Genomic DNA, 19,404 nt, shown 5'->3' with positions numbered 1-19,404 from the left:
GCGCCCCTACAGAGTGCATGAGTGTAGTGTTTGTGGATATTTCCAGGACAGAGATATTGCTGCTGCCGAAGTTATGCTTTATTGGTTGAAAGGAATTCTACCGGGATTGGGAACCAGTCTCGTAGGCGCTGATCTTGCTAGCTGCTATCATAGGCGGATAATGATTATCATCAACTTGCCTTGAGATTATGATCTCTGCTGAAACATCAAATTCCGTCCCTGTAACCGTTTTAACTGGTTATCTCGGTGCAGGTAAAACCACCCTACTCAATCACATCCTCACCTACGAACACGGCAAAAAAGTAGCTGTGATCGTTAATGAATTTGGGGAAGTGGGTATTGATAATCAATTGGTTATCGATGCAGATGAAGAAATATTTGAAATGAATAACGGCTGTATCTGCTGTACAGTGCGCGGGGACTTGATTCGCATCATCGGTAACTTGATGAAGCGGCGTGATAAATTTGACCATCTAGTCATTGAAACCACGGGATTAGCTGACCCTGCGCCAGTGATTCAGACATTCTTTGTCGATGAAGATATGCAAAACCAACTGTCTTTAGATGCAGTGGTAACGGTTGTAGATGCCAAGCATATCTGGCAGCATTGGGATGCAGATGAAGCCCAAGAACAAATTGCTTTTGCTGATGTAATTTTACTCAATAAAACAGATTTAGTCACCCCAGATGTATTAGAAGAGTTAGAGCAACGGATTCGGGGGATGAATGCGATCGCCAAAATCTACCGTACTCGCAACTCTGAACTAGAAATGGATGCTTTACTGGGTGTAGGCGCCTTTGACTTAGACCGCGCTTTAGAAATTGACCCCAATTTTTTAGGCGAAGATGCTCATGTACATGATGAAAGCGTCCATTCTGTGGCTTTTGTCGAACCTGGCGCAATCGATGGAGACAAATTAAACGATTGGCTATCGGAATTACTACGTACCCAAGGGACAGATATCTTCCGCATGAAAGGCATTTTAAATATTGCTGGGGAAGATAATCGATTTGTATTCCAAGGAGTACACATGATATTTGATGGTAGACCAGATCGCCCTTGGAAACCCAACGAAACACCTAAAAACGAACTCGTCTTCATCGGTCGCAATCTTGATGAAGTCAAACTTAAACAAGATTTTCTCGCCTGTCTAGCTTAAAGGGAGGTCGGGACCTTGGGAGATAGGAGGATGAGGAGGATGGGGATGTTGAATAATTTTTCCCTACTTCCTGATCCCCCAGTCCCTAGTCCCGCGATTTCAAACTATTTGTTTAGCCGGATAAATTTTTAGATACCCCTAAATCCACACGATATGATACCAGCTGTAGGGGCACGGCAATGCCGTGCCCCTACGCGAAATCTACATCTACATGTGTCAGCGTTTTAGTAGTATTGTATAAGACTTTGAAATCGCGGGACTAGTCCCCCAGTCCCCAATCCCCAATCCCCAGTCCCCAGCGATGCACTGAGCTTGCCGAAGTGTCCCCAATCCCCAGCGATGCACTGAGCTTGCCGAAGTGTCCCCAATCCCCAATCCCCCACTCACACATGAACTCAACAACCAACAAATCCCAGGAATTTGAAGAACACTATTCAGCAAAGCTATCAGATTACGTCACGGCGATCGCTTGGTCGCCTGATGGTACAACTTTAGCTGCGACTTCTGCTGCTGGGGAAGTTGTGCTGTGGCAAAATGGCGACTTAGCCACTTTGCAAACTGGTCATGGACAATCAGTAGATGGCGTTGCTTTTTCCCCAGATGGGAGATTTTTAGCCATTGGGGGACAGGATGGACGGGTAAAAATTTGGCGAGAAACAGAATTAATTAGCACCTTGGAAAATACCCCTGCTTGGGTTGACAAGTTAGCTTGGAGTCTTACCAGTAACCAACTGGCTTTTAGTTTGGGGCGTTATGTCCAAGTATGGGATGCTGATAGCTGTGAGGTTTTAGTTACCCTAAATTTTGAAAACTCCTCAGTATTGGGGATTGATTGGCGTCCAGATGGAAAGTATCTAGCGATTAGTGGTTATCAGGGAGTCAAGATTTGGAACACTCAAGACTGGGATGAAGAACCATACATTCTATCTATGCCTACGGTCAGTGTAGCGATGGCTTGGTCTGGCGATGGCAGATTCCTGGCTTCTGGTAATATGGATCGCAGTGTCACTGTTTTAGAATGGGATAACCCCGACCCTTGGGTAATGCGTGGCTTCCCTGGTAAAATTCGCCAACTAGCATGGTCAGAAGCTACCACCGAACTAGGTGCGCCGATTTTAGCATCTTCCAGCGTTGAAGGTATTGTGGTTTGGCAAAAGCTAGAAGATGATTCCTTGGGATGGGAAGCACGAGTGTTAACTAATCATGTGGATGTGATTTCGGCGATCGCCTTTGCACCCCAAAGTTTCCTTCTCGCTTCCACTGCTGCTGATGGCTGGTTATGTTTGTGGAAGGAATCTCAGGAACTATGCCAAATTCTCACAGGTGCATCAGGGGGGTTTTCCTCCCTAGCTTGGCATCCCCAAGGTAAGCTACTTGCTGCAGGCGGGGAGCAAGGCGAATTAATTATTTGGTCAAAACTTTCATTAGAAGTCGGCGGTTTATCCATCCCCAGGTGTCTGTAGAGGGACAGCCGCCCGCCGACTTTGTGGCGGGTTTTGGCATTGGGCATTGGGCATAGGGCATAGGGCATAGGGCATTGGTGAATCTTTGCTATGCCCCATGCCTAATGGACTATGCCCCTATAGGCGACGATATAATTTGTCAGGTATAGCAACCGCCAAAGTGCTTAGGACATTAACTGATGATAAAACCTAGACACAATCAGACTTGTAACCCAGTCCCCAGCGATGCACTGAGCGGTCGTTGTGTCCCCAGTCCCCAGTCCCCTGCTATATCCAACTGAGAACCGCTATAGGTTGAAAGTAGGCAATAAATTGGCTATGCTATATCACCAGAACTATTTAAGTGTCATCATGGATTTAGCAAAACTAATTTTGCTCGCTTGCCCTGTATTTCTAGCATCTATGCTATGGCTAGTTAATCCCGCCCAGGCTTCTAGTCTCAAGTCGGGATTTTCTACACAAATCATCACCGTAGCATCTGTACAAGAAATTCCCCAATTGACAATGCCAAAATTACATCAAGCATCTGATCCGCTGATAGCTCATCTTGGTTGCAATTGCGGTAATTGTGTTCAGTCTAAATTTCAAATGCTGCAAGGTAAGTTACCATCTGCTAGATTTTAATTAAATTTAACTTATGAGTTATCAAGACACAGGATTACTGTGTCTTTATTGCCTCGGACGATGCACCACCGACAGACGAGTAGAATGTTCCGTCGCTCCACAGTCGAGATCCCCAAAATCTACGCTGTTTCAAATCTTTAAAAGTATTAAATATATGCACAGCAGAGATTGATTTCATTACTTTGGGCAAAATATGATGTGGTAGCCAAGGCAGTGTTTGGCGTGTGAACTAGAAAGTATTTTCATTTTTAGAGTATATTGCTTAACTATATAAAGTTTCTGATATACTCATTTTACACCCAATTTGGCCTGTAATTAAATGCCCAGCCAAAGCAACGGAGTGGCTCTCTAATGAAGCGTACTGTTAGTATCCCAGTTGATTTACCATCTACAAGGTTCCTGCCTTTGATGAATCAGTGTGCAGAAATTTTTAATGCTCATATTGACTGGGCATTAGCTAACAGTAGCTACAACAAAAATAAGGCACACAAGCAACTGTATCATTTACTAAGAATACAGTATACGAGTGTTCCTTCTGCGTTATTGCAAACAGTCAGGGACAATGCTTTACAAGCAATTAAAGCCACTAAATTCCAGCGCCTTCCCAGAAAAAAACCAACATCAGGATTGAGGTATGATCAGCGCACTATGACATTGCGTGGACATCAGTTAACCTTGTCCTGTATTGGTAAGCGAGTTAAATTAATCCTAGAAATTCCTGATTATTTCAAACAAGTTTTTGAGACTTGGGAATTTAGAGGTGCAACTTTAACTTATTCAAAGCTTTCAAAACAGTTCTGGGTTCGACTGGTTTTTGAATCACAGAATCCGCCAGAAATTACTGGGGGAATTCAGGGAATTGACCAGGGGCTTTACCATCAAGCAGTAACTTCTGACGGACAATTTTTCTCCAGTTCCCAAATTAGAAATACTCAAAGACGTTACTTATTCAATCGTCGTCAGCTCCAACAAAAAGGCACTCGTAGCGCTAAACTTCGCCTCAAGGCGATGTCTGGACGCGAGCAGCGGTTCATGAAGGACACGAACCATTGTGTAAGTAAAAAGCTAGCTAACCAACCAGATATAGCGGTTTTTGTGCTGGAAGACTTGTCTAGCATTCGTACCCAACGACGCGGTAAGAAAATGAATAAATGGTTGGGTAGTTGGGCATTTTACCAACAAGAGCAGTTCTTAGCTTACAAAGCAGAAGCTTTAGGGAAACGAGTGGTACACCAAGACCCTCGGTACACTTCCCAAAAGTGCAATGTTTGTCAGCATATTAAAAGAACAAACCGCCATAAGTCTAAGTTCCATTGCAAAAACTGTGGACACCAAACTCACGCGGATCTCAATGCTTCTAGAAATGTCCGTGATGACTATATTCTCTCCTCTACCTACCGGTCTTTGGAGCAGGGGTCAGTCAATACCCCGTATGTTTCAGGAAATTCTGTTTCCTAGTTACAAGCCCCATCCCATCGTGGGTGGAGCAGTTGACTAATTGTAAATTAAAAACCTAATTGCGATTGCTATAAGTAAGTAGGCAGAAATAACCTGAACTATGTTAAGAAAAGTAAACAAGCCTGAAATCCTTGCCAATGACCAATGACAAAGGACAAATGACGACCCTCGACCGTACGTTTCAATAGCCGACCTACTTAGACAGATAGTTTGTAAAATCGTCTAAATCCCATCTTGCCAAATATGCCAACACCACAGCTACAATTGCCTTAGATTAACAACTTGGTTGGCAAAAAATTCCGTATGAGCAAAACCCGCCATCATTACCACACTTCAGATAGAGGTAATGGATGATGTCAAAAAAATCACGATCAAATTATTTTTTAAGTGCTGCTATTGTCGCCCTTAGCATTGGATTTGTTGGCTGTGGAAATCAAGCACAAAAAACTTCATTTACGCAGACTAAAAGGGTAAATATTAATCTTCCCCAGGTCGTAGCAACTACAAGCGTACTGTGTGATTTAACTAAACAGGTAGCTGGGAAAACAATTAACCTCACCTGCTTGATTCCCCCTGGTAAAGACCCCCACCTTTATGAACCCACACCCTTAGATAGCCAAGCCATCGAGCGAGCTAATTTAATTCTTTATAATGGCTATAATTTTGAACCAGGTTTAATCGAAATAATTAAATCAACTAAGAGTTCTGCACCTAAAATAGCCGTTGGTCAACTTGCGGTTCCTAAACCACAACAATTTCAACAAAATGGCAAAAGAGTAATTGATCCTCATCTTTGGCACGATGCTAAAAATGCTATCAGAATGGTGGATGTAATTAACAGCAACCTAGGAAAATTAGCACCCAGTAATGCTAAAGCTTATAACGGTAAGGCGAAAAAAATCAAAAATGAACTGACAAAATTGGATAGCTGGGTCAAGGCCAGAATTGCCACTATTCCTAGCAATCAAAGCAAATTAGTTACCAGTCATGATGGACTAGGTTATTATGCCAATGCCTATGGTATATCATTGGCAGGGTCTTTGCAAGGTATTAGCACAGAACAAAAACCCACAGATCGGCGAATCAAAAATTTGGTGATAGATATCGAACAGACGAAAGTCCCAACAATTTTTGCGGAAAATATCGTTAATCCAAAGTTGATTCAGTCTGTAGCTAAACAAGCAAATGTCAAAGTATCACAAAGAGAACTTTATGTTGATGGGATTGGAGAACCCGGAAGTGAGGGGGGAACATATCAGAAAATGATGGTTTCCAATACCCGTACAATTGTCGAAGGATTGGGTGGAACTTACCTGATATTTGCACCGAGACAGAAGTAATATAGTAGGCTGACGGTGTTACGCTGGCTCTTGCGTGTATAGCGTGCTTAATTATTAATGAAAGTCGATTAAATTGCTTTAATAACAAGGCTTATAGGCGTTTATAATTTGATTTTTAGTAACAGTAGCTCAAATACAAAAAATAATGGCTTTTATCGGAGCCAGGCAAGGGTTTCAAACTTATTTTTTAACAAATTCAGCACGCTAAGTACGCAAGAACCGATTTGGCAGTCAAACTGCTCACACATCCACTCGATAATGTCAAACCCGAATCTTGCAAGTCTGTCTTTGTGGGCAACCACAATAACTCTGATATCGCCTTGCAGAACTCGTCCCAAAAGGGCGATGAGTCCTTTCCTCCTAAGATTAAGTCCTCCTCCCACTTCCTTAACGACTTCAGCGCCGGGATAGAGCGCTGATAATCGCTCAACTTGTCTATCAAGGTCTGCCTTTTGTGGTCTGGTAGAGACGCGAGCATAGATAACAGTGGCGCGTCCTCCATCTGGCTCTGACTCTTTCTTGATGAATGATTCGATGTCGTAGCGTCTTTGTCCTGACGGGGTTTTGACCGCTTTGATTTTCCCCTCTTCTTCCCATCGTCTGAGGGTTCTAAGGCAAACTCCCAGAGTGTTAGCTGCTTCATTAGGTTTTACATATTTAGTCATGTCACTATTATGCAGGGATATGTATCACTTGTTAAGCTTTGTCCACTAAGTTGGTGATTAGAGGTATAGCGATCGCCTGATTCACCCACCAGATAAATTACAAGCGATCGCCTTTTGCTTAAGAATCATCTCTACCTTTGACATTAGAATCCTGAGCGGATATCCCCAGAGCAGCTAGCTCTCCTGCAGTAATATACTTAATATCAAAATTATAACGCAATATCAACACTTCCAGCCCATACATTAAATACAATGCTCACCAAGTGCTTAAAGTGGGGATTATGGGGGAGAATCTCTACAACCAAGCATCAACTAAGCAGTTACACAAGATGTTCACCTGATGCTTGAAGCGAGAGCCATATCTGACGTGTTCGCTCAACTGGAAGAATTTTGGCTCTTCCGTACAAAGCGCGTGCTGAATTTATTAAATAATCAGCTTGAAACCCTACCTGAGATACGATAATAGCCATTATTTTCTGTATTTTTGGTCAAATTGATAAAAATTAAATCATGAACGCCTGTAAGTCTTAATTTAAAAGCAAATTTATAGACTTTAATTAATAATTAAGCACGCGCTTTGTACGCAAGAACCAAAAACCGCAGAAACGTTTGTAGCATCAATACTCAGCAAGACAGGACGAAAAACACGCCAAAAATTAGCCGCACAAGTAAAAAGAGAATCCATCAAAGTTGTACGCAAACAGCCAAGTAGGATGTATGTTCTTGAAAAAAAAATCGTTCTTCACAGTAATGAGCAAAGATGGAACTTGCACCCACATTAGAGGTATCCGATATTTTTTAACGTACTCTTTTCAGCCGTCGGAGCGCACGTAATGCCCTCTGGTCGCGAGCCGCGTTCCTATTTCCGCCACTTTTCTAAGGTTTATTGTAATCCAAGGTCAAGCAGATGACTGGAGTTAGAGTGAAAATGTAATTTTATTTAAACTAATGAAAAAGCTGTTATTTGGTTTGTCGTTCGTAGTATCTTGCGTTTCATTGTTGATGATTTCTACAGCCTCAAAAGCCAATGCGCCAGCACCAGTTCCCGGAATTGATAGATTAAAACAGAATGTGGTGAAGTCATTTTTACAGCAGGCAAATGACCCCAAATCATCATTTCACAAGAAATTAGTACAATTAAATCTTGAAAAGACAGATGGGAGAAATCAAAACGGAGTCTTGCCAAAGACTTTCGGAGGGTCAATCAAGATTGATGAACCAGTAGAGGCGGTTGTGCAAGCAGGTTCGGAAAAATATTAAGTTTGTTGGGTTAGTCTCAAAGAAGGCTGCGCCGACGTTGTTTAACTGAACCGTATTGGGTTAAAAATCCTCATCCACGGAGCGGAGTTTTTTATCAAGTTCTGGTGACATACGCAAATTAAACTAGGCTAAGTAGTACAGAATACTTAGTTTCAGCAGATTTTTTGCGATTATGGATATGGGAATCATATTTGATTTTGGCAAAAATCTAAGTCATCGGTTGACCAAGCCAATTTTAGATTTTAGATTTTAGATTTAATCCAAAATTCAAAATCCAAAATCCAAAATCTGTTGACCGGAGGCGCTGCGCTCTTAACCAGCACAACAGCTACTTTATGTCAATGCTGGGAAACCTCTGCCGTTAGTAAACGTCACCAGAGTAACGAGTGTACAACTTTTTTCTGAGGGACATCTACAAAAAAGACCATCAAGGTCAAATCCTACAACTAACTCCGTCCCCAGTTGGGTGGAGTTTTAGGGAATTCCCAATGCTCCAAACAACCAACCCCTCTAGTACTCTGTCAAGATAAAAATGATGGACTGTAGTGCGGGCATCTTGCCCGCGTGAGCGAGACGCTCACACTACCAAAAATCCCTCAAAACAAAATTGACAGACTACTAGGGTGGTGGCGAGATACTTCTGTAGTGTGGCCAGAGTCGTCTAAAAAAGGGTCGAGATTTGGGTAAGATGAAGGAGCTATCTTTTGTGCATAGCAGATACTGAGAGAGCCTATTTCTCATACCCTTTGGAGATATCTCTGATGCTGACTTTAAAAATCGCGGTTTATATTGTTGTTGCCTTCTTTGTAGGTATATTCGTTTTCGGATTTTTGTCGAACGATCCTGCTCGTAACCCCGGACGCCGGGATTTAGAGTAAAAGGGCGACCATTAATCCGCTGACGACGCCGGAAGGCCCAAGACACCAGAAGCCCTCCCGGCTACTTGCTGCAAGTAGGCAGAATTTAGAAGTCGGAAGGGATACAAGTGTATTCGTCCTTCCGGCTATTAATTTGGCTATTTGTTAGCTTGCTTGTCTTGAAATATGCTTCATCCAGTTTTACCGCCTGCACCCCTTCCCATTCTAGAACCCTTACCAACTGGAAACTTGATCTCATCTGCTGATGAGCAAAAGGCTGGTTCAGTTGTAGTAAATCAGACTAAAGCCCACCAGACAAAAGACAAGTCCAATCAGCAACGGGAAATATCACAATTTCCGACTGCAAAAGACAAGCAAAATTCTCTGCCTCGAGCAACTCCAATCAATGCTAATCAGCATAACTTAGTAGTTGCCCAAACCCGATCAGCACCCAATCCGCCAGAAACTTTCCCACCGGAATTTTCTCCCCTGACGGGGGCTACAAGTGCTGAACTTTTGGGACAGGGATTGGTAATTGGTTATCCGATGCAGCATAAAGGCGATAGTCAAGATGCGCCTGCTACAATGGGTATACAAATTTCTGAGCAAATTACTACCACACAGAGTAACAGCAAAAACTTATTCCCGCCACCGCTATTCTTGACTCAACAATTAGCTCCACAAAAACAGCCAAGTGATAGTCAAGCAGGAGAATCTTCGCAGAGTATTAATCCCCCTACCGCAACATCTCAAAATAGACTGAATTCTCAACCATTACAGAATACTATACAGTTTAAATCTCGCAGTCCAACACCAGCATCATCAACGCCAAGGACGATAGAATTTTCGCCTCCCAGTCAACCAACTCTTAATAATAGCACAAATCAGCCACAAAGTCAATCATCTACACCTACCAGACAGAGAACTGTGGAAGTAATTTCTGATAAGCAGGTGTATGACGAGAAACGGCGGGTTGTCACCGCTGAAGGTAATGTGGTGGTACGATTTGATGGGGCGGTGGTGGATGCCGATCGCCTACAAGTAAATTTGGACAACTTGATTGCTGTAGGTCAGGGTAATGTAGCCTTGACAAGGGGCGATCAGGTACTGCGGGGAGAACGTTTTACCTATAACTTTATTCAAGATAGTGGCGAACTGTTCAATGGTAGGGGAGAAGTTAACATAGCCTCAACCCAAACAGATTTCGCTTTTTTACCCACGGATGTCACAGCGGGTGGAGTAGCAAAACGCCCAGCGAGCGATCGCATTACAGCGAATCAGCCCCTTGCTAATGTCACCAGTCCCGGCGGGATTGAGTTTAACATTGGTGGTAGCTCAGGTGCAAGCAACGTCCCACCACCAAAATCGGGGGGTACAGTCAACCGCGTACGCTTTGAAGCAGAACGAATTGAATTCTATCCACGAGGTTGGCAAGCAAAGGATGTTACCATCACTAATGACCCATTCTCACCCCCAGAACTACAGTTCCGGGCTGCTAAAGTCACCTTAACCCAGGAGACACCCTTAGTAGACAACCTCACAGCAGAGAAATCGCGTCTGGTTTTTGACCAAAATGTTGGTATCGGTATTCCTCGCAATCAGCAGAGACTTGACCGTCGGCAGCGTAGTACTCCATTCATAGTTGACTTCGGCTATGATGGGGATCTGCGGGGTGGTTTATTTATTGAACGTAGCTTTGACGCCATCAATACAGAACAGACAAGCTGGACCGTCACTCCCCAATTTTTCATTCAAAAAGCTGTGCAGGATGGTACTGGTAACTTAACAGATCTATTTGGGCTGAAAACCAAGCTGAATGTAGTTTTGAATCCCAAGGCTGTAGTCCAAGGATTTGGGGAAATAACTACTCTCGACTTTAACAAACTCGAAGACAACCTCAAAGCAAGTTTGCGCTTACGCCAGACATTAGGAGAGCGTCTTCCCCATACATTAAATTTAGAATATAGCTACCGAGATCGCCTCTACAACGGTACCCTAGGTTTTCAAACCGTCCAGAGTAGTTTTGGTGGTGTCATTAGCTCACCGGTGATTCCCTTGGGTAACAGCGGAATCAACCTCAGTTATCAGGGAGGCGCTCAGTATATTAATGCTAACACTGATCGCCCCGATTTACTACAACCAAATCGCAAAAATGATCGCATCTCACTAACTCGCTTCCAAGGTAGCGCTGCTCTTAGTGGCGGCGTGTTACTATGGCAAGGAAAACCATTACCGCCTACAGCCACCGCAGGATTACGATACTCACCTAGACCAGTGGTACCTTATTTGCGGGCGATCGCAGGTGTTACGGGTACTACTAGCTATTATACTAATGGTGATGATCAAAGCACTCTGATTGGGACAGTGGGATTAGAAGGGCAGATTGGACATTTTTCTCGCCCTTATTTAGACTATACTGCCTGGAATATCAGTTATTCTCAAGGCTTCAAGAGCGGATTATCTCCCTTCTTATTTGATCGCGCTGTTGATACTAAAGTCCTGACTGCTGGGATTACACAGCAAATTTATGGACCGTTTCGTTTAGGTCTGCAAACCTCAGTCAATTTAGATAGTGGTAGAGCAAGTAGCACCGATTATATTTTGGAATATAACCGCCGTACCTATGGAATCACCTTGCGTTACAATCCAGTATTGGAATTAGGTGCTTTTAGCTTCCGTATTAGTGACTTTAATTGGAGTGGTGGTACTGATCCATTTTCTGATGAACAAGTTAAGCCAGTTGTCGGTGGTGTGCGTCAAGATCTATGAACTACAGTCAAGGGTCTAGGGTCAACATTGTGAATTTAATGGCAAAATTATCGTGAATTTCGTACCCACGCCAACTGTACTATTAACAGTAATTTTACCCTTGTGAGCATCGACGCACCTTTTAACGATGACTAATCCTAGTCCGTTACCCTTGATTGATTGAACATTAGAGGCGCGATAAAATGATTCAAATAGTCGAATCTGATCTACTTCTGGAATACCTATTCCTTGATCTTGAATCTGAAAAGTTGCTACTCCGTTGAGATAATCACAGGTGAGGTCAAAGTGAATTGTTTCACATTTGAGAGAATACTTAACGGCATTGGACAGTAAATTTACAAACATGTAATGTAATAATCGTTCATCCATTTCAGCGTCTGTGCGATCGCTATGACAGGTAAAAAGGATTTGATGCGAACTACTTTCACCACCAGAAAACTCATTAATTAGCTCTCGACAAAATTGTTCCAAGTTGAGTAAAACAGGGTTATATACAATTTTTCCCGCCTCAGACTGACCCATGAACAGCACATCTTCCATGAGATTTTTCATCGATTGGACTGCGGATTGAATTCGCTTGATGTAGGTTTTTCTTTTTAATGTTGTTAAATTTTCGCCTTGAATGTCTATGAGTTCAATTGCGGTTTGAATCACAGTTAAAGGATTACGGAACTCATGAGAGACGGTAGAGATAAATAGAGATTTGAGATGATTGACTTCTTGCTCTTTCTCCAAAGCTTTCTGGAGTAATTTTTTTTCACGTCTGTCGCTGATATCCCAGAAAACAACTACGGTACCAGTTATCTGATTCGGTCTTCGTATCAGTGGTGAAACAGTATTCCCGATGGGAACTCTGTTTCCGTCCTTGGTAATCAAAGCGGTGAAATCCCCTAACTTCACTACCTGTCGCTCCTGTAGGACTTTGGCTACTGGGTTTTCTAATGGAGTATTTGTAACTTCATCGACAAGTTGAAAAATTGTCGAGATCTCACTGTTAAGAGCTTGTTCTTTATTCCAGCCAGTTAGTGACTCAGCTGATGGATTAATAAATGTCACAATTCCCCGGTTATCAGTAGCGATTACAGCATCGCTCATTGAGTTTAACAGAGTTGCTAGCTGATCCCGATTTGAGCGCAGATCAAGTTCTAGTTGGTGTTTTAACAGACCTATTTCTATAGATATTTGTAAATCTTTGATCGTAAATGGTTTGACAACATATCCAAAAGGTTGGGTGATTTTGGCGCGGTTTAAAGTGTGGTCATCGCCATAAGCCGTGATAAAAATTACAGGGATGTCTAAACTGTCGCGAATATAACTCGCAGCTGCAATACCATCCATCTCCCCTTTTAGGATAATATCCATTAATACGATTTCTGGTTTGATTTCTGCTGCTTTAGTAATCGCAATTTGTCCAGAAGCAGCCGTACCTGTAACAATATACCCTAGTTGATTGAGTTGACTAGCAATACTTCTAGCCACAATCACTTCATTTTCAACAACTAAAACTCTCACTGACTCCATTGGATATTTACTGCTCTCAAGTTAAGTAGGGAAATGTAATCTTGAAAAATGTTCCGTGATGGTTTTGTACAGTAATCGAGCCTTCTAGTTGTTCAGTGACCAAGTCATGAACTAACGAGAGACCTAAAGAAGTAGTATTACTACAATCGAAATCATTTGGTAGACCAATGCCATTGTCTTGGATTGTCATTTCAATCAAATGATTTCGATGATGTAACCCAATAATAATACTGCATCCTTGGCAGTTAGTAAAAGCATGTTTGATGGCATTTGATATTAATTCATTAATAATCAGCCCACAAGCAAGGGCTTGGTCAATATTTAAAGTGTTTGTCAAAGATGGTCATCAAGCAAATAATACTATCCTAGTAGCACTTGTAACAGAATATTGTAAGTTTTTGCAACATGAGCTATAACCCTCATGAGGTAATTTACCGAGGACAAATTGGCATAATTGCCGAAAATTCTGTATTTTTACCAGGAAATACTTTTATAATTAGAGGGGTGAAGTCAAACCCAATTTCGTAAATCTTTCCCAGGGAGTGAACCGCCGTCAGTTCTTGGTGCGTTCAGTGGTGACTGGTGGTGGTATTATGGCGACAAACTTGTTGTCCAAATCAGGGTTAGCACAAACACCAGCGCTGGTCATATCCGAGAAACTACGTCCAAGCATACCCTATGGTGTCGCCAGTGGCGATATTAGCGGTAATCGGGCGGTGATTTGGAGTCGCTGCGATCGCCAAGCCAGGATGATTGTAGAATACTCGACTAGCGAATCATTCCGCAATCTCCGCCGTGTGCATGGACCCATCGCAGGCGAAAACACTGACTTCACAGCACGGGTAAATCTTGCTGGTTTACCACAGGGTCAGCAGATATTCTATCGAGTTTTATTCCAGGATCTGGCTGATACAAATATTTACAGCATCCCCACCATTGGTCATTTGAAAACTGCACCCCCAGGCGATCGCGATATTTTCTTTGCTTGGTCAGGAGACACCGCTGGTCAAGGTTGGGGTATAAACCCGCTGATAAGTGATTTAATTGGTACGGGCGCAAGGCCTTGCGCCCCTACAGATTATCGATGTGTTGCAAAGATTGTTGGAATTAGTATTAGTTTTTATCTTGGTCGTCCCAATGTGGTGATATATAGAGCCGCTTCATCAGCAGGAATACCCAAAACTTCATTTACTCGGTTATCAAAAAAGCCACCGATACCGCTAACGCCCAAATTCAGGTAAATAGCCGCCAAATTCAGCCGTTGTCCCAAATGTCCGGCATCCATATGTAAATAACGATAAACGCGATCGCCGTATTGGGCAATAGCGGATTTTAAGTCTGCTGTATGGAAAAGTACCGCTCCTGCATCCCTTCCTAAATCTTGCTGTAAGCAGAGGAAATGTAACTCTCGCCGAAAATTTTTAAACCTAATTTGTCGTAATTCTTGCGCTTTTGGTGCGTAATAATAACAGCCAGCCTCCAGTCCTTTAACCCCACTGACAGCAATAAATGTTTCAATTAAATTCAGGTCAAAATAATCTGGAGCAATATCTAAATTTTGGTGAATGTAATTTTGGGGTTGGTAGGTAAAATCGAGTAAGGCTTTGAGTTCATCGAAAGTTAAATCTTCACCACTGTAAGCGCGGGTAGAACGTCGCTTATGCATAGTCATGTTCAGTCCCGCCAGATTTTCTCCCCAGTTAATCGGGGTGGTAGCGGTGGGAATTTTGAGACAGAAGGGGAAATTATATTTATCCTCCAAAGATTTGTCTTGTTTCACCGCTGGTAAATTGAGGTTACCAGTTGTACCAGGTTGAATTTGCGTGTGTAGATGGAAATATTTGAGCAATTCGCCATCGGGGATATGAGGATAACTGGTTTCGGTAGCGGAAGGTAAAGCAGTTCGTCCCACAGGTAAATTTTGCTGGATATCTAACAAGTCTGCCAGAGGTAGAACAGCGATCGCCCCTTCTTGTTGCGGATCGATATAAAGTAGATCATTGACGGCTTCATCCACAAAGCCACCGATTAAGTGCGGGCGATAATCATTAATCGCACCAGCTAACTCGATATTACCCAAAAGGTGTCCCGAATCCAGAAAAATCCGACGGTAAGCCCGGTCTTCATACCGCCACGCAGAACGATAGAATATCGCAGTGATAATAATCGCCAGATGAGTACTTTCTAGAGACGGATGCCAGAAACAACTACTTTGCAAATTTTGCCAAACATCACTTTCCCAATAATGCATCAGGGAATGGTTCCGACATTGATAATTATACAGTCCCGGAGCCAACAACCGCGTACCACGGGACACCACATAAACTTCCGCCGGGTACAAACCCCCAGCACTGGGAGCAGATCGTAAATAGACAGTATTACCCATAGAAGGGATTCTCGCCGTTAATCCATAACTGCGAAACAGTAGCCGCGACAGTCTCAGCCACCATTGATTTTCTGGATGATTAGCTAAAGCCTCTGGGTTTTCTTGGATGTACGGCTTGAGATCAATAGTAGAGCCAATTTTGTATTCTTTAAATGGCACTGGCTGTTTAGCCCAGTCTATCTTCTGATTTTTTGAAGAAATAGTGTCAGGGTCGTATTTAGTACGTTCGTGGTAGTGTTGAGCAATTGATTGGTGTAGTTCTGGCATAGTCATTTCAATACCCTTGGGACATCCTATTTCTTGATCTTGGCATTCCTTAGCCCCATGATTTCGTGTTAGTTAGTACAGTATTTTGACTTAAAATGTGGTACTGAATCAGCGCAGTTGACTTTTGACGGTTGACGGTTGATGGTTCCCCCTTTCCCACTGTCCCCGTCAACAATTTAAGGGCTTTTTGACCAATTACACCTGGCTGAATTTTTATAGCAGGGGACTGGGGACTGGGGACTCAATACTGCTCGGTTAAGCCCAAAAACCTTAAAGAGCGTAGGTTGGGTTGAGGAACGTAGCTTGCTTGCCGTAGGCTAACCCAACATTTGGCGGGCTTTGTTGGGTTTGCGGTGAGCCTCAACCCAACCTACAATTTTCCAAAACCTACGCAGTATTGAGTGGGGACTGGGTTACAAGTCTGATTGTGTCTAGGTTTTATCATCAGTTAATGTCCTAAGCACTTTGGCGGTTGCTATAAAACAACCTCTAATACCAATTCCAAAAATCTTGGCAACACATCGATAATCTGTAGGGGCGCAAGGCCTTGCGCCCCTACTTTCACTGTCCCATTCTTTTTTCCAATTGGTATAATTTTCTTAATTCCCCTGCAGCGGCGCATTTAAGATTTTCTCAATGCGATCGCGTGTTTCTAGTAGGTGAGCTTTGGTATACTCATCGTCTGAACTGACATCTGCTAGTTTGTCGCGCAATTGCCTTAACTTATACCAAGCTAAAGTCCGTGCATCTTCGGGAACCGCTTCTTTTCGTAATACCATACCAGTCAAGATTGCCAGATATTGACGCTGTAAGCCTCGCCGCAGACTAGAGATTTTCCAAGATTGGCTTTTAGGTTTTAGCACTTCTGTCCAGATACCATTTTGCAATGTATTAAATAGCTCTGGCAAACTCAGTGCTTTTTCTGGCTGACTTTTAAGTTCAATGTCCTTGAGACGGGAGAGGCGATCGCCTGAGAGTAAATCCAGCAATACGGCACTCTGGAGGAACAACACCAAGTCATGAATGGGATAATCTAAACGTCCCACCTGCGGAGAACTACCCCAATGATACCAACGGGAAGGTGCTAATTTATTCAGCAGTTCTGGCGAAAAATCCAGTGCATCTTCGGCGAACACATACTTTTGCAGCGTCTCTAAAGCTTGTCGTTGTTGTTCTACAGGCACTGCTTCAAATGGTAATCGATTTTGACGATTCTTCGATGATACTTCGCTTGCACCGAGTCTGTAAAACGACTGTCCACCAATGTACTTTGAGGTATAAAAAATATTCTGGAAATAGTTACCTAAGACGTTGCTAAATCGATTGCTTAAATCACTATAACTCTCTCCATCTATTGGATAACGTTTATTGAGGCGGTCAAACATCACACGGGAATTATCTAGCTGCCATCGGGAATAAACTAGTATATTATTGCTATTGTCCCAAGCATTGGCAGTAGGGTCAAGGTCGTACCTGTCCTCATCTGTAGAATAACTCAACTCAGGCTTATAGGATTGTCCCGCAATTTCCGCCAAAACTGGCTTTTCTCCTAGGGGAGTTGTCGCCGGAATTGGTGTGTAACCATATTTAATCGCCCAATCATCATAGGGTCCGACCATGCTGGGAAAATAATCTCCCTGCTTTGTTCCTTGGGGGGCGATATTCGGTGGAATGTAATCCATCACCGAAGTTGTCAGACCTTTGGTACTGGTGATAGCCTTATCGTTCATCTCCTCTGGAGCTAACAAAGTGCTACCACGGAAATTGTGGCGTAAACCCAGGGTATGCCCTACTTCGTGAGCAATAATTAAACGTAATTGTTGATGGATATACTCTTTTAATTGGTCTGGAGTGGGCGTGGTGTCTTGCAAAAGTGCGATCGCCATTGAACCGAAGACAAACTGATTAGCAGCTTCCATTCCATAGCATAAATCGTTCTCACTTGCCAATTTAGACAAACTTCTTAATAATCCTTTTGCTGGCTGTGGTTGAGAATTACTATTAGCTTTTGTCGGTAAACCATTAGCGCAAAGCATATCACTTTCCATCAACGCTGATAAAGAAGTGTGGCTTTGGGTTTGATTGGGTTGGACAAGTTGACGATACTCATTCTTGAGGACACGTACAAAGCTACCGTCTACCAAAATATCTGCATCCAAAATTTCCCCAGTCAAAGGGTTAACACGAGATGGTCCCCTAGCAAAAAATCCATCGATAGTGTTAATCCAGCGAATAGTATTATAGCGGATATCTGCCGGGTGCCAATCAGCATTGTCCGGCATTTGGCGCACTTCAATTGCATCTTTGAATCCGGCCTGCAAAAAGGCTTTGTTCCACATCAAAACCCCTTCTTTAATTGCATCGCGGTATTCATAGGGGACAGCATTATCAATCCAAAAGACAATCGGTTTTTTGGGGGGAGATATCGCGGCTGTCGGGTCTTGTTTTTCTAAATTCCAGCGATTGATATAGCGGACAAAAGGATCGCCGCGATCATCTTTAGATAAATCTTGGTAAGCGGTGATAAAATAGCCAATGCGTTCATCAGCCAGACGCGATTTAAAATTGTTTTGCGGGAGTTCAGATAAACTGTAGTGGACCCGCAGAGTAAACCCACGATTATCAGCCAAAGACTCAAACTTCTTTGCCTCAGTATCAAGACTGCTAGCGCCACTGGTGAAATTTAAAACTGACTCAATTTCTAAGTTTTGGGGAAATACTTTCGCATTGCCAAAATATGATTGGTCTGTGCTTCCAGGAATTCCTAAACTCAAAGATAAGCCAGCTAAATCTGTCAGCAGCAAATCACCCAAATCGATGAGAACCGTTTTACGTTCCGCATTAATGCTTTTAATGGGAATAGTGTAGAGAACAGAGTCACTAAACGACCTAGCTAGCGATCGCACTTGGGGATCTCCTTCCCGGGTGCGAAAATTAACATTCCGAACAGTAAAGTGCAAGTTATTATCTACACGTTTGAAATAAAATAAAAAATCCTGCAAAGGCATACCACTGTAAATACCCCGTTCGCCAATCCCCGACTCTAAAGTAGACGTAGCCAGGTAATTTTTATTTAGCTGTTCTGGCTTAATTTCTAAATAAATTTTATTCTTCTGCTTATGGCGATAAAGGGTAAATATTCCCTGTGATTTTTCCGTATCTTTGACCACCTCATCAAAGGACTCTAACTCATCCTTTTTCTCTGGTTTTACTTTCGGCTTAGTTGGGAGTTTTTCAGCTTGCAAAAATGGTTGTTGTCCTGCTTGTTGAGGTTCTTGGATCTTCCACTTAAAAGGTTGTCGCTGTGCTTGTTGATTTTGATTAATTACCCACACTTGTGAGGTAGATTCCTGCACAGTACCCACCTTGTTTGCAGTAGCGCTGCTAGGAAGCCGACCACCGAACTTACCCGCAGATTCCGCGATATTTGTACTCGCACGAACCATATCTGCTTTTGGCGTAGGTAAATACTCAGTATTTACCCCATTCTCTGTCAGTGACTTGGCGTTAGCCGTTGCCATTCCGAACAACAAACCATGTAACAAAATTAAATAAAAACTTAATCTATTCATCATATCAACCCTTGAACACAATCTAAATATGTGGGTCAGCGGAAATAACCCATAGTGGAGTC

14 protein-coding genes and 1 pseudogene are annotated in these 19,404 nt (G+C 42.8%); 9 read left to right on the top strand and 6 right to left on the bottom strand.

The features are described 5' to 3' along the window. The first annotated feature begins 188 nt into the window (after positions 1-188). Positions 189-1,160: a GTP-binding protein gene (locus HEQ19_00655; protein ID WYL98251.1), complete on the top strand. Its 972-nt coding sequence runs from the start codon at positions 189-191 to the stop codon at positions 1,158-1,160. A 224-nt stretch (positions 1,161-1,384) separates the two neighbouring features. On the opposite strand, the gene HEQ19_00650 is transcribed toward HEQ19_00655, so the two are convergent. Then, entirely contained in the window at positions 1,385-1,528 is a 144-nt protein-coding gene (locus HEQ19_00650; protein ID WYL98250.1) for a hypothetical protein, read from the bottom strand. A gap of 21 nt (positions 1,529-1,549) precedes the next feature. Here HEQ19_00650 and HEQ19_00645 point away from each other — a divergent pair, with 21 nt between their 5' ends. From HEQ19_00645 to HEQ19_00625, 4 genes are all read left to right on the top strand, one after another. After that, positions 1,550-2,623 (top strand): WD40 repeat domain-containing protein, encoded by a 1,074-nt coding sequence (locus HEQ19_00645; protein ID WYL98249.1) that lies wholly within the window; start codon positions 1,550-1,552, stop codon positions 2,621-2,623. 318 nt (positions 2,624-2,941) lie between these two features. After that, on the top strand, positions 2,942-3,247 hold the full coding sequence (locus HEQ19_00640; GenBank protein ID WYM03180.2) for a hypothetical protein: 306 nt from the start codon (positions 2,942-2,944) through the stop codon (positions 3,245-3,247). Between the two features lie 351 nt (positions 3,248-3,598). Continuing rightward, positions 3,599-4,705, top strand: a complete 1,107-nt coding sequence (locus HEQ19_00630; protein WYL98247.1) for a transposase — start codon at positions 3,599-3,601, stop codon at positions 4,703-4,705. 353 nt (positions 4,706-5,058) lie between these two features. Then, a complete protein-coding gene (locus HEQ19_00625) occupies positions 5,059-6,045 on the top strand; it encodes a zinc ABC transporter substrate-binding protein (protein ID WYL98246.2) in 987 nt (328 codons plus the stop codon). 152 nt (positions 6,046-6,197) lie between these two features. On the opposite strand, the gene HEQ19_00620 is transcribed toward HEQ19_00625, so the two are convergent. Beyond that, positions 6,198-6,710 carry an IS607 family transposase gene (locus HEQ19_00620; GenBank protein WYL98245.1) on the bottom strand — a complete coding sequence of 171 codons (513 nt, stop codon included), beginning with the start codon at positions 6,708-6,710 and terminating at the stop codon, positions 6,198-6,200. A gap of 1,002 nt (positions 6,711-7,712) precedes the next feature. On the opposite strand from HEQ19_00620, the gene HEQ19_00615 reads away from it, so the two are divergent. The 3 genes from HEQ19_00615 (at position 7,713) to HEQ19_00605 (ending at position 11,596) form a co-directional block, all read left to right on the top strand. Further along, positions 7,713-7,970, top strand: a complete 258-nt coding sequence (locus HEQ19_00615) for a hypothetical protein (protein WYL98244.2) — start codon at positions 7,713-7,715, stop codon at positions 7,968-7,970. Positions 7,971-8,731: 761 nt separating this feature from the next. Further along, positions 8,732-8,848 carry a photosystem II reaction center protein I gene (locus HEQ19_00610; GenBank protein ID WYL98243.1) on the top strand — a complete coding sequence of 39 codons (117 nt, stop codon included), beginning with the start codon at positions 8,732-8,734 and terminating at the stop codon, positions 8,846-8,848. A gap of 165 nt (positions 8,849-9,013) precedes the next feature. Beyond that, the gene (locus HEQ19_00605; GenBank protein WYL98242.1) at positions 9,014-11,596 is read left to right on the top strand and encodes a DUF3769 domain-containing protein; all 2,583 of its coding nucleotides are present in this window, start codon (positions 9,014-9,016) and stop codon (positions 11,594-11,596) included. A 21-nt stretch (positions 11,597-11,617) separates the two neighbouring features. Here the strand turns inward: HEQ19_00605 and HEQ19_00600 are convergent, their stop codons facing one another. Next, a complete protein-coding gene (locus tag HEQ19_00600; GenBank protein ID WYL98241.1) occupies positions 11,618-13,117 on the bottom strand; it encodes an ATP-binding protein in 1,500 nt (499 codons plus the stop codon). Positions 13,118-13,133: 16 nt separating this feature from the next. Next, positions 13,134-13,454 (bottom strand): sensor histidine kinase, encoded by a 321-nt coding sequence (locus tag HEQ19_00595; protein WYL98240.1) that lies wholly within the window; start codon positions 13,452-13,454, stop codon positions 13,134-13,136. A gap of 205 nt (positions 13,455-13,659) precedes the next feature. Between HEQ19_00595 and HEQ19_30575 the strand changes: the two are divergent. After that, positions 13,660-14,145, top strand: a pseudogene (locus HEQ19_30575) (PhoD-like phosphatase N-terminal domain-containing protein). A gap of 92 nt (positions 14,146-14,237) precedes the next feature. Here HEQ19_30575 and HEQ19_00590 read toward each other — a convergent pair. Together HEQ19_00590 and HEQ19_00585 are read right to left on the bottom strand one after the other, a co-directional pair. After that, positions 14,238-15,770 (bottom strand): SagB/ThcOx family dehydrogenase, encoded by a 1,533-nt coding sequence (locus HEQ19_00590; protein ID WYM03179.1) that lies wholly within the window; start codon positions 15,768-15,770, stop codon positions 14,238-14,240. A gap of 599 nt (positions 15,771-16,369) precedes the next feature. Continuing rightward, positions 16,370-19,342: a zinc-dependent metalloprotease gene (locus HEQ19_00585; protein WYM03178.1), complete on the bottom strand. Its 2,973-nt coding sequence runs from the start codon at positions 19,340-19,342 to the stop codon at positions 16,370-16,372. Positions 19,343-19,404: the final 62 nt, after the last annotated feature.

Source organism: Gloeotrichia echinulata CP02, from assembly GCA_038087035.1.
Lineage (GTDB): Bacteria > Cyanobacteriota > Cyanobacteriia > Cyanobacteriales > Nostocaceae > Gloeotrichia > Gloeotrichia echinulata.
The sequence above is the reverse complement of the archived record's forward strand: the minus strand, read 5'-3'. Positions and strand labels throughout refer to the sequence as shown.

Excerpts from the sequence above, each read along its gene's own strand:
- HEQ19_00655 (WYL98251.1), top strand. The coding sequence starts at position 189 with ATGATCTCTGCTGAAACATCAAATTCCGTCCCTGTAACCGTTTTAACT.
- HEQ19_00640 (WYM03180.2), top strand. The coding sequence starts at position 2,942 with ATGCTATATCACCAGAACTATTTAAGTGTCATCATGGATTTAGCAAAA.
- HEQ19_00645 (WYL98249.1), top strand. The coding sequence starts at position 1,550 with ATGAACTCAACAACCAACAAATCCCAGGAATTTGAAGAACACTATTCA.
- HEQ19_00630 (WYL98247.1), top strand. The coding sequence starts at position 3,599 with ATGAAGCGTACTGTTAGTATCCCAGTTGATTTACCATCTACAAGGTTC.
- HEQ19_00605 (WYL98242.1), top strand. The coding sequence starts at position 9,014 with ATGCTTCATCCAGTTTTACCGCCTGCACCCCTTCCCATTCTAGAACCC.
- HEQ19_00600 (WYL98241.1), bottom strand. The coding sequence starts at position 13,117 with ATGGAGTCAGTGAGAGTTTTAGTTGTTGAAAATGAAGTGATTGTGGCT.
- HEQ19_00615 (WYL98244.2), top strand. The coding sequence starts at position 7,713 with ATGATTTCTACAGCCTCAAAAGCCAATGCGCCAGCACCAGTTCCCGGA.
- HEQ19_00620 (WYL98245.1), bottom strand. The coding sequence starts at position 6,710 with ATGACTAAATATGTAAAACCTAATGAAGCAGCTAACACTCTGGGAGTT.
- HEQ19_00610 (WYL98243.1), top strand. The coding sequence starts at position 8,732 with ATGCTGACTTTAAAAATCGCGGTTTATATTGTTGTTGCCTTCTTTGTA.
- HEQ19_00625 (WYL98246.2), top strand. The coding sequence starts at position 5,059 with ATGTCAAAAAAATCACGATCAAATTATTTTTTAAGTGCTGCTATTGTC.
- HEQ19_00585 (WYM03178.1), bottom strand. The coding sequence starts at position 19,342 with ATGAATAGATTAAGTTTTTATTTAATTTTGTTACATGGTTTGTTGTTC.
- HEQ19_00590 (WYM03179.1), bottom strand. The coding sequence starts at position 15,770 with ATGCCAGAACTACACCAATCAATTGCTCAACACTACCACGAACGTACT.